This is a genomic window from Cardinium endosymbiont of Dermatophagoides farinae, assembly GCF_007559345.1.
Taxonomy (GTDB): Bacteria; Bacteroidota; Bacteroidia; order Cytophagales; family Amoebophilaceae; genus Cardinium.
Genome location: NZ_VMBH01000001.1, coordinates 573455 through 589975 on the forward strand (window position 1 = coordinate 573455; position 16521 = coordinate 589975).

The following is a 16521-nucleotide window of genomic DNA, read 5'->3' on the forward strand; positions in this document are numbered from 1 at the left end:
AACCAGGTGTTAAAGAGATGGAATATACCACACCTTATTAATATGTAGAAAGTATACGGTAATTATGCACGTATTGAGTATGTACAAAAAAGCACTTAATAGTAAGGAAATAGATTGAAAAGTAGTGCTATTAAAGTTATATGTGATCAAATAAGGCCAGATAAATTTTAGAAAAAGGCCAGATAAGAAAATACAAAATAACTTCACTTTCAATGAAAAAAGTATTAAAAAGGCCAGAAGGCCAGATAATATACTTGTATATAATTCGATAAGTTATTAGATATATTCATATATATGTGTCCTTAATAACTATGAATTATATCTATAAATATAATTTATCTGGCCTTCTGGCCTTTTTAATATAAAAACGTTGTATATGAATGTTTTAAATGGGGCTAGATATTAATACATATTTAGCCCCTATCTGGCCTTCTGGCCCTATTTAAAAACGTTTAATACGCCTTAAACGCTTTTATAACTTATATTATATTAAGTGTTTCTAATTAATACTTAACTAAATAATTTATAGTACACTTCAGTTAACATAAATAAGACTGGATATGAATAATTTATATGTATATTTCTATATACTTTCATATATATTATTCTATAACACTTCAGCAGACACTTCAATTAACACATATATAATTGATTATGAATAACTTATGTATTTTCATATGTCTATTTTTATAAAAAGACACACATACACATATATTGAACTGATAATCAGCTTAATAACTATCATACAAGTGTCTTCAGAAGTATCAACGGAAAATAAGCACATATGGACACATACAAGAGATACCTTCCCTCTCTTAATCGAAAGAAATCTCCATACCCATCACAGTCGGCCCCCTTTCGCGTTGCTTACGCAACCCGTGTTCCTGCCCACTAATCACTAACTCCTTTTGAAGTTTTCTAAGCATTTCTTGCCTTCCTAAACCAGATACCAATTCTTCATTCCAGTCTTTAAACTGAGAGGGCATGGACGATCTACAGTTTACCCGACACGTACCAGCTAATTCACGAACTTCCCTATACATCTGCCTCCCCGCTTTATCACTATCAAAAGCCAGCATTACTGACTGTCCATTCTCCCTAGCATTAGACAACACATTCTCTAGTTCCTTTTTAACCCCTTCAGATAAACTACCACAAGTAGAAACATACATAGTACCTTCCGAAGGCTTATGGATCTGCTTATAGCTCAAAGCATCTATAGGCTTTCTGAGACCACAATATGCTTTACGGGTAGACCACAAGACTCAACCAAGACAGACAACCCACGAGGAAGCCCTTTTTGGAAGTATTTGGTGCTATTAAAAAATCCGTCATCTGATATGGTACCTTTAACATCAAATTGATAACTAATGGTGCTGCATATAGTACCTTTTCCGCTACTATCTATGTCCCGGTATAAGGCAAATACAGCTTGGTTACCTACCTTAACACCTGCATAACACCCATAAGTAACCTCATCAATACCTCTACAAGACAGATAATTTCCTTTTTGATGCTCAACAACCCTATCAAACGCCTCTTGAGCGATATATCGTTGAGATAAAACATCTCCTATTTCTACAGAAAATGATTTTTGATCCTTAACGATACGATCGTCTAAATGTCTGCTAGACAGCCCACAAATACTCTGATAACTAAATCCACGTTTTTGCATAAAATCCACAATGGTTCCTTTTTCTTGTTCATCTACTAAAGATTTATACATCCAATGACCATTCTGATTAGGTCCATTTTTAATCAAAATTTTATCACCTTCTTTTTCCATAACGGCCCAGGCTTTAGAGCTTTTTTCTTTGTCTAAAACATAACCCATAGAAGCAGCATGTTGAATCAGGTTAACTTCATGCTTGACTCTTTCTAAATCATTATTAATGCGATGCTCTATAAGCGTTTTATGAGTATTTCTAGAATAGATAACTTCCTGTTTAAGACCTCTATTTTCTTCTTCTAAGGAACGAAGCTTATCCTGTACGTTTTCTAACGCCTCTTTGGCTTGTTCACGATGAAATGGATTTAAGGTGTTTATATACTTAGTTTCTGCTACCAACTCTCTTTCAATTTTATTGATGCTTTTGTAGTATTCTTTTGAGGTAGTGTGTTTTCTACCAGTTAATGAAACTTCTATGCCACGTTCTAAGCCAAACGGAGCCATAGCTTCCGCATACCTATTTTGATATCCTTGTAATTTAATAGTGCCGTGTCGATAATGTTTAGCGTTTAACCTTCCATCTGGAGTAATTGGAACTACTACACAATGAATATGTGGTGTTCTTTCATCTCTATGTATAGAAAATCGAACAATATTTTTTTCTCCACCAAATTCTCTACAAGCAAAATCCCAATTAGCTTGTTTCCAATTTTCAAATAACTTTTCATTAGATTCTATTTCTTTCATGCGATCACGACTGCCAGTCATAACCAAACCTAAAGCCTTAATAGCATCCAAACGAATAGATTTAGATAGCTTATAACCTTCTGATATCCTTTGCTCAACAAGTTCAGATAACGATTTACCTCCTGTATCTACCCATTCTTCGTTTAAGTATGTTCTAGAGGGATCTATATGTAAGCCTAGTTCTGAAGTTAGATTCTTATCTTCTTCATCTTCAAATACACCTGTTTTTTTAGCTTCCTTACAAGACCTATCTATATGTTTACCGATTCCTATTAAACCTTTCTGATATCCCTTAATATTAAATGTTGCGAACGCCATACCTATAAATGCATCATGCTAAACATACCCAACCTTCTTTCCCATTTGCTTGACCTAAAATACCAAGCATAAGATAACGATAATTTGCTAGAAACGAATGGTCCTTGCGAAGCAAGGATTAATAAATAAACCTTACTAAAATAAGGCCTTGAAGACAGCAAGCTAATGGGGGAAAAGTTGCTCCATTCAAGCGTATGATCCCTGGAATATTATCCTATATTTACACCATGAGTCGTCGCTTAAATTATTGCTAATTATGGCAGATAAAATTAAAATAATAGTCGAAAAACTGATTAAAGCAGGTGTGGATATGAATACCTTTCTAAAAGCATCTGGATCGTCTATACAGGAAAAAATAGCAGAGATAAGTCAATTATATACTGCTCGAGTAAAAAAACCAAAGCATAAAAGAAAAATGGCAAAATACTAATGGACTATTACCCATGTTAACTTTTTATTTTTTTCTAGCCTTATTTCTATTTCAGTTACTTTACTGGATGAAAATCAGTAGAATTTGTATGAATGACCGATACTTGAAATGGGCAGTTGATTTAATATTCTATTCAGGGTTTGGGTGCTATACCCGCCTGGTTTTAATAGGGTCTATTTGTTTTCTAGCATGGAATAGATTAAAGCTATTTTTATTAAAATCTTTCGGTAAAAAAAATGGGTTTACGTCTACAGTATTACTCTTTTTATGGTTAATATTTACCTGTTGTTTTATATCCTTTGAAAGGATATGTATTTATTTATCCAGGTATGATTTTATAAAATCACGTGAATGGTTAACACCTTATCTATTTATACTGTTTTTTAGTGCTTTTGCACTTCCATTTTTGTTTAATAGAGGTATAAAACCTTCCATAAAAAAAGATAAAAGTTCAATTATTAGTCCTAAATTTTACGATAAAAAGTCACCTTTTAGCATTGCTTTACCTACTAAAAACGGTCTATTACCCATCAATAATCCTCAGAGAGGAATTTATATACTAGGCGGTCCTGGAAGTGGTAAAACTAGATATGTTTTAGAACCCATATTATATGAAATGATCCAAAAAGGTTATTGTGGACTTGTATATGATTATGATTTCGAAGGTACTCCAATAGATCCAAAAAGAAGCTATTGCTTATCTAAATTTGTATATAATTGCTATTTAAAATTACCAGGAAAAAATAGGGAAAATATTACTTTTAAGACGATTAATTTTACGGATCTGAATAAAAGTAGTCGAATCAATCCTATTGATCCTATATACATATCGGATAGAGCCTATTTAGAAGAATATGTAACCGTATTATTAAAAAATCTTAATCCTGGCGGGAAAGATGATTTTTGGTATTTAAGTACTAAATCCCTTCTAAAAGGCATTATCGCTTACTTATCCAACCAGGCAAAAAGTTGTTGTACGCTACCACATGTGTTAACATTATCTACTAAGCCTTTTGGTAAAATATTAAGTTTAATAGAACAAGACCCAGAAGCCTATTCCTATGCAAGTTCCATATTTGATGCTTATAAAGGCGGTGATAAATCATCAGGTCAGTTAGTAGGTATCATAGCAAGCTTTAAAACAAGCTTACAACCTTTAATTGATAAGAACTTATTTTGGGTATTGAGTAAAAATGAAATAGATTTAACTATCAACGATAATATTAATCCAACCATACTCTGTATAGGCAATTTTCCACCTGCCAAATCAGCTTTCAGTCCAGTTATATCCCTACTGATTACCATATGTTTTAAATCTATGTATGGGCACAATAGAACGAAGAGTTTTGTGGCCATAGATGAACTACCTACCTTATACATCCCAGGTCTTTCAGAAGTCCCAGCTACGGCAAGAAAGTACGGTATTAGTACCATTTCTTGCATACAATCGAATGCCCAACTAGAAGATACCTATGGAAATATAGGTGCTAAAAAGATACAAGGTACCCTAAGCAATCAATTTATGGGCAACTGTGGTGTGGAGTCTTCTAGATATGCCAGTTCCATATTTGGAAAGGAAGAACATACGATCAAGTCTACAAGTTCCTCAGAAACCTGTCACAGTAATACTCAAGGTCATCACACTACGCATGGTGAAAATATCACTATACATGAACAAGAGTTGATCAAACCTAATGAGTTTTCAAGTTTTGGTGTGGGATTTTTTGCGGGGAAAGTAGTAGAAAGTGATAATGTATTTTTTCAGGAACAGTTCAAAGAAGTATCGTCCTATGACAAAAACTTTAAAAATGAGTTATTAGAAGATTTACCAGATGTTACAAAGGTCAGTAATGAAGATAATGCTATCTATAAAGACAACTGTCCTCTTTATAGTGCTGTATGTAATGAAAACGAAGATACGGTTGCCTTATTACTCTCTCATGGTGCTAAAGTTATCTTTCAAGGAGATGGCAAATCAAATATTTTAGACGCTGTACGATATAAAAAAAATGATGCATCTAAAAGGATATATAATCTTTTGGTCTCTAAACTTTCTCCTGAGGAAGTTGCTAGACTGAATGTTCAAGAAAAAAAAGAACAAGATATAAATGAGGTTAAGAATGAAAGTACGCCTCTATTATGGGCTGTTATAGATAATGATTTACCTAAGGTGAAAGAACTTCTAAGCTTAGGCGCTAATCCAAATATAGCTAACGTGCATAGTAACCCTCTTGAGGTGGCTGTACGTAATAAGAATAAAGAAATGGTTTCTGTATTACTCTCTTATGGAGCGGAGGTAAGATTTGATAAAGATGGTGATTCAAGTGTTTTTAATTCTTTAGAGGTCAATAACAATCAAGAAATCCTTGATGTAGTTCTTTGTCATTTTGCTGATATCGGTAAGAAAGATTCAGTGGGTTTAACTCCTATTCATTGGGCTTGTAGGGATGGACACCTAAATGTAGTAAAACATATTTTAGATAAATCACCTTTTCTGGTTCACAATACAGATAATCCTTACAAATTCACGCCACTTCATTGGGCTGCCAGAAGAGGGTTTAAAGAAATCGTTGAACTGCTTATTGCTAGAGGTGTCAGTAAAACTGCTAAAAGCAAGAGTGGCTTTACATCTTTGATGTTGGCTATAGCTAATAAGCATGAAGCGTTGAAATGTATCCTTTCTCCAGATGGTTTTTCAAGACATTCAAAATTGGTAGACAAAGATTGGCAGTGTAGTATTTGTATAGAAGGCGTACAAGATTCTAGGGATAAAATATTTCCTGTTATCCCGTTGGATTGTGGTCATAAGTTCCACTTCAGGTGTATTACTATGCATGTGTTGAACCAGCATGACAATGATCAAACCATTAACTGTCCTAATTGCCGTGGTAATCTATCAGCAGATATGATTCAAAAAATAGTTTCTAGTGCTACTAACCCAACCATGAGTGCATTTAGTACGTTAAATGCAGTTAGACAAAAAGATATGAAAAAGTTGAAGTTTTTATTGGCAAAAGGTGGCAATCCAAATGAGTCAACCGTTACTAATTCGGCTTTAGAAGAAGCAGTTCGTCAGTCTAATTATGAGATGGTCTCTTTGTTATTGGACTATGGTGCTGATCCTACATACCAAGACCCTAGGACAAATAATACGCCTTTGCATTATGCAGCAGATAATATGTTTTTTGAAAGAACTAGTCAGGATGTATCTAACAAGATATTCATAGCCCTTATCAAACATGGTGCTATAGTAAATATGCAACGATTAGGATCAGAAAACCGTGAAACACCTAGAGATTGTGTGTGTACGTATGATGATCCTCTATTTGTTTTAACAGAAGCTGGCGGAATTCGTTCAGGTTGGTTTACTGATATTCAACCTGCCTTTGGCTTGTCAGGTGATAAAACTATATACAAAATTTTGTTTGGACGAGATCCAAAACAGGACACCTATCATGCAAAACTATAATTATGTCTAATCAAAAAATAATAACAAGCCTTTTCATTTTTTTAGGTTTGACTTTTAGTGTATTTGGTAAACCGAATAGGGTTTATATCTTGCAAAGACCTATTCATACACATGGCTGTCATGGGATAGAAGTCAATTATGGGGTTTCGCATAAAATGCATGGGGTTTCTGCAGGCTATGCATATCACATTAATGAAATATGGCATATGAAATTATCTGGTGGTTTTTCCAACAAAAACCTCTTAACGGTATACAATACTTACCACTATAATTTGTTTAATCATTACGAATCTATCTTTCTGAATGTTTTAGTAGGATGTCAAGGAGTTATAAGTTTCATCATGCCTGTTGGGAGCATTGTGCTAAACGTTTCAATATAGGCGCCCAATTAGGTTTAGAGTTGGAAAAATATATCACGGATTATTTGCTTTTGATATTACTAGCAGAAACTCCTATTTCCTTGTTGGATAAAAATGATGTGTTTAATTATCGATTTTCGGCAGGATTACGTATTACCTTTTAAAGAATAGCTATTGATCTAGTCGAAGCAATAATGTAGCAAATAGTTTTACTATGTACTATTAACCCAATATAACGAATATATGGTTAATTAATGAAAATGAGAACTAAAATGAGAAAAATAGCATCCCCATCATTTATTGTTGCTTCTTTATTTTTTTGGTCTTGTACAGTGGCCTTTAGACAGCAATTTGCCGACGATATTATTTGGATACCAAAGCATGAATATGCCTTGTTGCCAGAAAAAGGTGTAGCACCTGTTTTAGCTGAGAAAGTTCCTGTAATCTTGAGTATTAAGTTTGACGACACATGGAATAACGATAGGTCTAACAAACCCAAAGCTCCACATAGGTATGAAAAATGGGATGTTAATCCAGAGGTTATCCAGTTTCGTATTAAGGGTATTAGGGTTGAAGGTGGCGAAGGAAAACTGTTCAAGCGTGTTGAAATAGATGGAAAATGTTCTATAGGTGAGCCATTTAAAGTAGGTAGTATAGTCCAGCATGGCGAAATACCCCTATATTATGTACCCAATGAGAAAGACACTTGTCATACACATAAGGTAAGTATTGATGCCATCATATTGACTTGTGACTTTAACAGGGAGGGAGGAGATCCTATAACCTGTTCGCTAAGGCTAGATGAGCCTCCTTATGATTTAAAAGCAAGTGCCAATGTTAAGGTTATTTATGTAGAAGACAAAGAGGATACACCTATTAACATTAATATCAGTTCATCCAACGTATTAGCATCGTGTCAAAAATACCGATTGGTTAAATGGTGTGTGACAGATGGCCAGGGTACTATGTATGTAGATACAGGATCATGCAAAAAACCAATATGTAGCAATGAACCGCTTAAGTTTGGCAGCAATACACTCTTCTACGCTCCAAAACCTGGTAGTGATGGCACCCATACCATTCATTCATTTAACAGTAGGCAATACTAAAGGTGATACCACACAAGACTATTCTTTTTCTGTTAAAGTTCAAGATCATAGAATTGAAAACTTTACAGCAGAACTTTCTATAGTCTCAGAAGAAATACCTTTGTTACCGTTTAAAGATAGGGTATGTAAACTTAAGATCAGACCATTAAGCGATGCAGGTAAAGTTCTTAAATACCATATTAAGGCCATTAAGCTGAATGGAGGTAAGTTCATTTTAGGCAAGGATTCCATAAAAGAAGGAACGCCCCTAACAGTAGGGGTCAATACACTAATGTTAAATCCATGTGGTTATGTTGGTGATTTAACGCCTTCTATCACCATAGTAAATGATAAGGGAGATGAACGTGAAGTAACGCTTAAACATCAATTTATTGTTAAAGATCCATCTTTTAAAGTAGTGGGTAGTTTAGAAGGTAGTGTTGAGAATGGTATGGATAACAGACATATCAACTTAAAGATTATTGCTCCTTTTAATACTACAAGTGATAAGTTTATTTTGTCAGATTATCGTCTATCAGGCGGTATAGAAGGTGATTTACTAAAAATAACAGGAGAACTTGTTGAACCAGGTGGTATGCTTTCAGTAGGCGATAGTGCATTTAAATTTAGGTTAGGTGATATAGATCAGTTATAGATAAGATTGATGGTGCACCGAAGCTGTACTTCGACATTACCTATCCAGATGGCACACATCATGAAACAGAAGCTGTAGATCTTTCTATTTTCTTATTTGAAACATTGGCCTATAAGATAGAGTCATTATCTGAAGATAGTAAAGAGCTTTATAAACCAGTTGTTCAGGACTATAGTTTAAATCCAGAATCAGCCTTTCAAAATTTACAGGCTATAGAACCAGATTGGTATAATAGACAATCTAACCTACATAATATACTGGTTTATATGCAGCATGATACGGCTATTGCCCCTCAAGCTATGGATGCACTTACTAGCCTACAGACACTCAAAAGTGATACTAAAGATAAAGTAAAGACTAGGGTATTGACCACAAGGTTATTAAATGATTGGCATAAAGAAATGAATCATATTAACGCTAACCAAGAACCAGATGGTCGTAAAATACATACAGAAATACTAGAAAAAGAGCTTGGTGCTTTTTCTGATATATTTCGATCATGTAGAGATACTCTAGGTATGGAAGATGTAGTACAATCGTTAGATGATATGCTTGAAAAAATTGAGGGATTAAAAGTAGAAACAGCAAGATTAGATACTAAAAAATATGAGAAAGAATCAGAATACAAAAATTTCCAAAGAACAACCAGGAGTGATATAAAAAATGAGAGAGAAACTAGAGAGGCTGACGTTAGTATTTTAAAATCTGAAGACAAGCGTTTAGGAAGAGAGATAGAAGAGCTATGTAACAGTAGGGATGAACTAGAGTCTAAAATAAGAACCCATGATGGTAGTATTTCTAGATTAAACTCGTTGATGAACGAGTTAAGCAAGGTTAATAGTGATCTGCGTTCTAAGTGCAATACATTACAGTTATGGTCCGGTAAAGTAAATAAATATATTAAAAGTGTAAATGAAAGATTGTACGATAAAAGAGATAAAATGGGATGCACGCATATTTGGGAAAATTTTGAAAAAGATTTTTGTTAAAACATATATCTAAAGTGTAGTAGTTAAGATTTAATCTTACAGGCAGTAAAAAATTATAGTTTAAACTTGTCAGTTAAGTCTAGTTTGTCAGACATTTCTTCAATATAGGCGATTTGATTATTTTTTCAAAGACTAATTTTTTACTGTCTTCCCAAGTTTGTATAGGTGTTTTACCGTAACAATACTTTCCAGAATGGGGTCGCTCATGATTATAGTAATGCAACCATCTATCTAAATCCTCTTGCAAATCATCTAGATTAGTATAGATTTTTTTACGCATTGCTGTATCAAAAAATTCCTGCTTCATTGTTTTATTAAAACGTTCACAAAATCCATTGGTTTGTGGTGAATAAGCTTTAGTGACAGTATGTTCTATGCCTTCAATGCTTAAAAATAACTCAAAAGCATGATGTTCTATTTTACCTTTATACTCAGTACCACGATCTGTTAGAATGCGCAAGATTGGTACGCTTTGCTCTTGATACCAAGGTAATACTCTATCATTTAACATATCAGCTGCTGTTAGAGCTGTCTTATCAGTATAGAGTTTTGCATTAGCTACTCTAGAATAGCTATCTATAAAGACTTGCGTATAAACTTTACCTATACCTTTAAAGTTACCCACATAATAGGTGTCTTGACAGCCTAAGTAACCAGGATGTTCGGTATCTATTTCTCCACATGCCTCTTGTTCGTTTCTACGTTTTTCTAATGCTGCTAGCTGAGAGTCAGTTAAAACAAAACCATCTTGCGCCATCTTAGCTTCCAAAGCTTTAAACCGTTTCTTTATGTTGTTCAAGTCATTACGTAACCAGATAGATCTTACGCCACCAGGAGAGACAAGTATACCTTGTTGCTTTAATTCGTTAGATACCCTAAGTTGACCATAAGCCGGATAGTCTATGGCCATATCTACTACTGCTTTTTCTATATTAGGGTCTACTCTATTAGCTAGAATAGGTTTCTTACGGCTTATTTCATACAATGCTTCTTGACCAACTGTCTCATACAAGGATTTAAATCGGTAATAGCTATCTCGGCTATAACCCATATTTTTACACGCAGAGGATATGTTACCTAACGTTTTAGCTAGTTCTAATAAGCCTAATTTCGGTTTAATGATTTTTTGATGTAAGTTCATAATAGTTATAATTTATATCCATACAATTTAACAATTGTAAGACTAAATCTTAACTACTACATTTAAAGAGCTGATTTCAATAAAAATTTTAAGGGATCTTGACTAGAAAAACAAATATAAGTACATTGCTCTTCTAGTCAAGATCCCTTTTTTTAATAGAGAATCTAATTTTTTATTTCCTATACTTTAAATTAAAGGATAGGTGCCTCCACAAAAAATACCAAAAATTGATTTACACACTTAATGGGACAGGGCCAGGTACACCCATACATTTGGGTGTAATATGAACAGAAATGTTTATTTTTGAACACATTTTTCAAACTTATTAAAAAATTTATCCAAAAACTCTGAAAAATCTTTAGCAAAATGTACGAGATTACCAGAACTATCTACACAAAATACATGGCCTAAATTAGAATTTTTTTCTAAATTTATACAATATTGAATATCTTGATCTTTAGATATTAACCAATAATTTTTCTCATTTCTTCCTAGTTTCTTAATAGAACGATGAAATAAAATTTGAGTTGATGTTATGACATTAACTTTCTTGTCTATATTACTTTCCTTAATCTTATCATCTAGATATTCATATTCACTAAGTTCACATTTATATATATCGAAAGATGTACGACATATAGATCCATATTTATTTAAAAACTCCTTATACCCTTTCAATTCATATTGATCAAAACTATTGATATTCATGCCTAGTTTTTTAATTGACGAACCTAATATATCATTAGTTATAGCAAACCCTAATTCAAGTCTATTTTTGCTCAAAAACTTATTTACTCTGTCATCAAGACTTTCTTCAGAAGGCTTTTTTTCTTTATAAGAATCAACTTCTCCAGATTTCATCATATAATCTTCAAGCAACCTAGCCAAAAATATTAAAAAACTTTTAGAGAAATATTTAGGTATACCATCAATCCCAATAACATATATATATCCATGATTTGAAAAATCTATATAATACTGGTTATCTTCATCTTCAGCTATTAACCATATTTTTTTTCCTTCCAGTTCTTTCACAGTTTCATTCATTCTATTATTAAATGAACGTTGCATTGATATCATACACTTAACTTTTTTCTGTTTATCATCAGCTGCCTTGGTAGGCCCGAATATAAATAAGCTTCTACCATATATAGACCCATATTCGTTTAAAAAGTTTTTATACCCTTTTAGTTCATCTAGATCAAAACTATTGCTATCCCATTCTAGTTCATTAAATACTAAATTTAATTCCTCACTAGATATACAAGATCCTTGCACAAGCCTTCCTAAGTTCAAGAACTCTTTCACCTTTTCACGAATAAGATAGATATCACTGTCATCTTCAGGTACACTACATATATTCTCCTCTTTAGACGTAGACTGACAACTTAGCTCGTCTCCCATTCCCTTATTCATTTGATTACGATAGTATGATGTACATCCTAAATGTGTTACGCATATGAATAATAAAACGTAAATATTCCTTTTTTTAAACATAAGATGAATTATTATGAAGTTGATGATACATATAATTACTTAACCGTTTTATTTAACAGAACATAATCTCTTGTATCCTTTGATTTGTATATTTATAGTCTACCTCTATTTGGTCTATGTGTCCAGTAATTATCGGATTCCCTTATTACGTTTTCTAGAGGCAAACGTATTAGATTATCTATAAATCTATTCTTTTCTCTATGAAGAAATGCTGGTAGCTCAATCGTAATACTGTTATCTCTAAACAAATGATCTACGTCAACCCTATCTCCTAGATACCTAGGCGAACGCCCATGTTCTGCAAAATCCCAATTAAAAATATCCAAATGACCTGAGTCATCATGCGAACGAAAACCATAAAAATTTGTAAAAAGATCTCGTATCCTAAACTCTACCGTGTATGGTCGTCTGTTATTGCGTGCTACGTTAGTATCCCAATCTACTCGCACTGGTTCCCAAATTAACATTTGATTACCTGGAATTCTTCTAAATTCACGTACAAACTGATCCCTTCCATCTTCATCAAACACTGTTCCAGGTTTTTTCAAATAAAGAGAATTACAAAATACAAACATAAAATGCTTTCTAATGTTATCATTATTTGGATCTTACCCACCAACAAAACCTTCTCCCTCTAATCTTGTAAATTTACTTCTTAACTCTCTTGGAAAGAATCCGTTGACATAAAACCTTAAATCATTTTGCAAAGATTCTATTGGAATAGGATTTATATTCAACTCTCTTCCTCTAATAGAGCAAGACTGAAAGAAAAAACCAAGAAGATATAATAATGATCCAATTGATGAAATAGATGAGTATACTCTATTTCTATATATTTTTACCATACTTTAATAGGACAACCTTAAATTCAAAATATTAATAACAGATTTAACTTACTAATGATACAAAAAAATTTATAAAATATGAAAATAAATGCAGTAATATACTTTATAACCACACCCAACTAAACCAGTCTCTAAATATAAAATAGAGCACTATATCCAAACACGTTTCACAAAAAAACCTCTTCTATTTATATCATTATACATAATCCGATCAAATCCAGCTTCTCTTAACGCGCTTCCCACTAATTTAGTATTTAGCCTAATCGTAGTGCCAACAATTTCCTGCAAGTATTAAGTATATCGGTAGCTGTCATAAATTCTCCTTCTCCTTTAGTAGAAGGAGAAAGATATTGTACAATCAACTCAGCCTCTGTAGACATAGTCGTAAAGTGATTAGAACGATCTACTAATTCTGATAATTCTTCTTTACTTAATTCACCACTATTCGAATCTAATCTGTACAAATGATAAGCCTGCTTCCATGCTTCCTCTAAAATATACCTTGATTCATTATCCAAATATTCAATAGAATCTACCTCAAAACTAATCCATCTACTATGACCCAAATCTGATCGTAAAAACTCAATATCATTAGTACTTCCTAAAAAAGAAGCTATACGTGATGCTGTTATTTCATCTTCTTGATAAGGCAAACGAACATTAACATAACGCTGGGACAACCAAGTTTTGATTACATGAGCATTAGAACGAAACTGATGTAATTCATTTAATTGTATTATAGAACCAATTTAGTATTAATTTAAATCTAAGTTAATATTAATTAGAAAATTAAATAAAGCATTAAACTCCTGTATAGCTTTTACATCTTTAGGCTTTATCTCAGTAATTGCTAGTCCTTTTGAAGATGCATTTGGAAACGACTTCCTGTTTCCTATGAAAATATCTATGAACTCCAACGTTTTATTCTCCTTAAGAAGGTTAGCAGCCTCACTATCATCTTGCCCACTAAAATCAGCCTTATTGATAAAAGAAAATGATTTTAACTTTGGGTTAATGATCCTCATTTCTTCTATTAGTGTGGATACTTTTTCTATTGTCCAAATATCAAATGATCTAGGAACAAATGGGACTAAGTAAATATCAGCAATGCTTATAGCAGCGCGTTAACTAGTAGTATCCCTACCACCTGTATCAATAATAATATGGTCATACTTTGATGCTAACTTTATTGTTTGATCACGAACTGTTCTATCTGATAACTGAATGGATGTATAATCCAAGTTATCTTTCATTGTTGCACTTCTAAAAACAGTAAAATCAGAGGCACTTTGTTGATCGTCTGCATCAATTAAAAGAATATCTTTGAATTTTCTGGCCATTAAAACTGCTAAATTTGTAGAAATAGTAGATTTACCAGATCCTCCTTTAATACCACCTATTACATATATCATTTTTACACTAATATAGATTTATTACAATATATTTTATATGTCATAATAAACATTACTTAATATTATAGTGATACTTTTTTAGTATTACTTACATATCATTCTTAATGAGAATTAATCAAATATACAATATTAATATCGCAATGGTATCAAGATTTACGTATTGCTAAATAAGCATATAAAGGGTGATCTCAGAAAAGGGAAAATAAAGCACGTCGTACGTTTGTATTAAATAAGACTATCTTATTAAAGAGCTGGAATAAGGTCGCATTGCACCTGGTACTAGATACCGTCCTTAACGTTTAACCCCAGCTCTTTTCATCTTTAAAACTGAATAGTTCGCTGGCCATTAAAAGCCCGTGTATGCGACGATAGTTCATAAGATGAATCAATTTTAATATAAACGTCTAATAATATGAAATATATAGGCATCGATATAGCAAAAAGTAGTTTTGTAGCTGCTTTCCCTAAAGGTAAAGGCTATGCTACGGCTACGTATAATAACGACCGATCTGGCATTTTAACTTTTCTAACTAAACTTGATAAATTCTTAGATCACTGTGTTTTAGAGGCGACTGGCAATTATGGTGCTTTATTAGTAGAAGGGTACTAGGCAAAATCGTTCGTAAATGTACGCTAAGGCTTAAATCATTTAATCAAATTTTTATTTATGATGTACTATCCGTATAGCAATACATTATCCCATCCGATAGGCTAATGTGCTCTAATAATTTCAAATTTATTTTTTCAGCTTTAGGATTACATTCATCTATTACGCATTTAATTTCCTTTGCCTGCCAATAAATAATGCAAGCTAAGATCAATGTTAAACAGCTACATGTATTTTTTTGTTCTTGAAAATCACGTGCTTTTATTTTACCCCTTTTACCATAAGCTACTTCTCTAGCAAGTTGATGTATTTGTTCACCTTTGAGTAACCCACGCCGCCGCTTTTTTCGTAATAATGGATCAGACATATAATAAAATATTCTCAGTTTTAATAATCCTCCAAGCTCACGATTGGCACGATAGAAATGGTTTTTATTATTAAATGATACTAATCGTTTTAATGCCACTGATGCTGTAGCATGACCTCTCTCAATGGAGGCATAAAATTGTCCCATCCGGTCCCATTGACCAGTAATCCATTCGATATGAATTTTATGGTCACTAGATGAGAGTAGTGGTTTTAAGCTAGCATAGTCTTTTTTTTCATCAATGCGATAAATTTTTTGATGTTGCACACCTCTGATACGAGGTGAAAATGTTCGACCCAGTAAAGCGAAAGCTGCAAAGTTAATTTCTGTATAACCATGCGTATCTGTATAATGCTCTTCTATAGCTAGATCACTTTCATTATAGAGTAAGCCATCTAATACATAAGCGGCATCTCGATCCGTACATTCAATAGGTGTACTATAAAAAGGTGCGTAATTATCTGCAACAAACGTGTAGAATTCTAATGCAAAATCACCAAATTTGGTACTATAGGTTTGATTCAATACTTTTTGTTTAAACTCATAACGCTGACCGTCGCTACTTGATGTTTTACCGTAACCCCATGATTGTGTTACATCCAAATCAGAAATAGCTTTAACAATTTCGGCTAAGCTACTGCGTTGTGCTCCTTCTGTTAACTGCCAATCTGTGACACGTTTAATTTGTTCATAGCTGATTCCTGACGTTAATCGTGCCATTGTATAAGTTCCTATAAAGCAACCATGTGCCATTATAGTGGCTAAAATTGAACAGATATCTTCTACAAGTCGTTGATTGTGTTTTACAGGCAACATGAAATGACAAGTAAAGTGTAAATCATTATCTACTTCTATGAGCAATTCAGGTAATTTAACATGTCGCATATGATCTGCTAACCAACTTTTAAGTTATCTAAATCCAATTCAT

The 16521-nt window shown here is 33.1% G+C and carries 16 protein-coding genes; 7 read left to right on the forward strand and 9 right to left on the reverse strand.

From position 1 onward, the window contains the following. Positions 1–815: 815 nt before the first annotated feature. Together FPG78_RS07595 and mobV are read right to left on the reverse strand one after the other, a co-directional pair. Positions 816–1211 (reverse strand): toprim domain-containing protein, encoded by a 396-nt coding sequence (locus tag FPG78_RS07595; RefSeq protein ID WP_255431717.1) that lies wholly within the window; start codon positions 1209–1211, stop codon positions 816–818. A gap of 5 nt (positions 1212–1216) precedes the next feature. Then, complete coding sequence (gene mobV / locus FPG78_RS02660) at positions 1217–2734, reverse strand: MobV family relaxase (RefSeq protein ID WP_223261964.1); 1518 nt, start codon at positions 2732–2734, stop codon at positions 1217–1219. 256 nt (positions 2735–2990) lie between these two features. Between mobV and FPG78_RS07095 the strand changes: the two genes are divergently transcribed. The 6 genes from FPG78_RS07095 (at position 2991) to FPG78_RS02685 (ending at position 9724) form a co-directional block, all read left to right on the forward strand. Continuing rightward, positions 2991–3164, forward strand: a complete 174-nt coding sequence (locus tag FPG78_RS07095; protein WP_186292424.1) for a hypothetical protein — start codon at positions 2991–2993, stop codon at positions 3162–3164. 67 nt (positions 3165–3231) lie between these two features. Next, positions 3232–6633 carry an ankyrin repeat domain-containing protein gene (locus FPG78_RS02665; protein ID WP_223261965.1) on the forward strand — a complete coding sequence of 1134 codons (3402 nt, stop codon included), beginning with the start codon at positions 3232–3234 and terminating at the stop codon, positions 6631–6633. Between the two features lie 316 nt (positions 6634–6949). Beyond that, a complete protein-coding gene (locus tag FPG78_RS02670; RefSeq protein ID WP_144086499.1) occupies positions 6950–7156 on the forward strand; it encodes a hypothetical protein in 207 nt (68 codons plus the stop codon). A 108-nt stretch (positions 7157–7264) separates the two neighbouring features. Then, positions 7265–8101 carry a hypothetical protein gene (locus FPG78_RS02675; protein ID WP_144086500.1) on the forward strand — a complete coding sequence of 279 codons (837 nt, stop codon included), beginning with the start codon at positions 7265–7267 and terminating at the stop codon, positions 8099–8101. Continuing rightward, positions 8058–8735 carry a hypothetical protein gene (locus FPG78_RS02680; protein ID WP_144086501.1) on the forward strand — a complete coding sequence of 226 codons (678 nt, stop codon included), beginning with the start codon at positions 8058–8060 and terminating at the stop codon, positions 8733–8735. The genes FPG78_RS02675 and FPG78_RS02680 overlap by 44 nt, the downstream gene beginning before the upstream one ends. Positions 8736–8839: 104 nt before the next feature. Continuing rightward, positions 8840–9724, forward strand: a complete 885-nt coding sequence (locus FPG78_RS02685; protein ID WP_144086502.1) for a hypothetical protein — start codon at positions 8840–8842, stop codon at positions 9722–9724. 79 nt (positions 9725–9803) lie between these two features. Here the strand turns inward: FPG78_RS02685 and FPG78_RS02690 are convergent, their stop codons facing one another. The 6 genes from FPG78_RS02690 to FPG78_RS07605 form a co-directional block, all read right to left on the reverse strand. Continuing rightward, the gene (locus FPG78_RS02690) at positions 9804–10868 is read right to left on the reverse strand and encodes an IS481 family transposase (protein ID WP_420888393.1); all 1065 of its coding nucleotides are present in this window, start codon (positions 10866–10868) and stop codon (positions 9804–9806) included. Between the two features lie 294 nt (positions 10869–11162). Further along, positions 11163–12281, reverse strand: coding sequence for an SMI1/KNR4 family protein (locus FPG78_RS02695; RefSeq protein ID WP_144086504.1), 1119 nt, complete (start codon positions 12279–12281; stop codon positions 11163–11165). Positions 12282–12454: 173 nt separating this feature from the next. Beyond that, the gene (locus tag FPG78_RS02700) at positions 12455–12892 is read right to left on the reverse strand and encodes a hypothetical protein (RefSeq protein ID WP_144086505.1); all 438 of its coding nucleotides are present in this window, start codon (positions 12890–12892) and stop codon (positions 12455–12457) included. A 569-nt stretch (positions 12893–13461) separates the two neighbouring features. Beyond that, the gene (locus FPG78_RS02705) at positions 13462–13887 is read right to left on the reverse strand and encodes a virulence-associated E family protein (protein WP_255431718.1); all 426 of its coding nucleotides are present in this window, start codon (positions 13885–13887) and stop codon (positions 13462–13464) included. Positions 13888–13962: 75 nt separating this feature from the next. After that, positions 13963–14232: a hypothetical protein gene (locus FPG78_RS07600; protein WP_223261966.1), complete on the reverse strand. Its 270-nt coding sequence runs from the start codon at positions 14230–14232 to the stop codon at positions 13963–13965. A 99-nt stretch (positions 14233–14331) separates the two neighbouring features. Next, entirely contained in the window at positions 14332–14619 is a 288-nt protein-coding gene (locus FPG78_RS07605; RefSeq protein ID WP_223261967.1) for a nucleotide-binding protein, read from the reverse strand. A gap of 412 nt (positions 14620–15031) precedes the next feature. Between FPG78_RS07605 and FPG78_RS02715 the strand changes: the two genes are divergently transcribed. After that, the gene (locus tag FPG78_RS02715; protein WP_223261968.1) at positions 15032–15229 is read left to right on the forward strand and encodes an IS110 family transposase; all 198 of its coding nucleotides are present in this window, start codon (positions 15032–15034) and stop codon (positions 15227–15229) included. Positions 15230–15284: 55 nt separating this feature from the next. On the opposite strand, the gene FPG78_RS02720 is transcribed toward FPG78_RS02715, so the two are convergent. Next, positions 15285–16478 (reverse strand): Tn3 family transposase, encoded by a 1194-nt coding sequence (locus tag FPG78_RS02720; RefSeq protein ID WP_144086506.1) that lies wholly within the window; start codon positions 16476–16478, stop codon positions 15285–15287. Between the last annotated feature and the right edge of the window lie 43 nt (positions 16479–16521).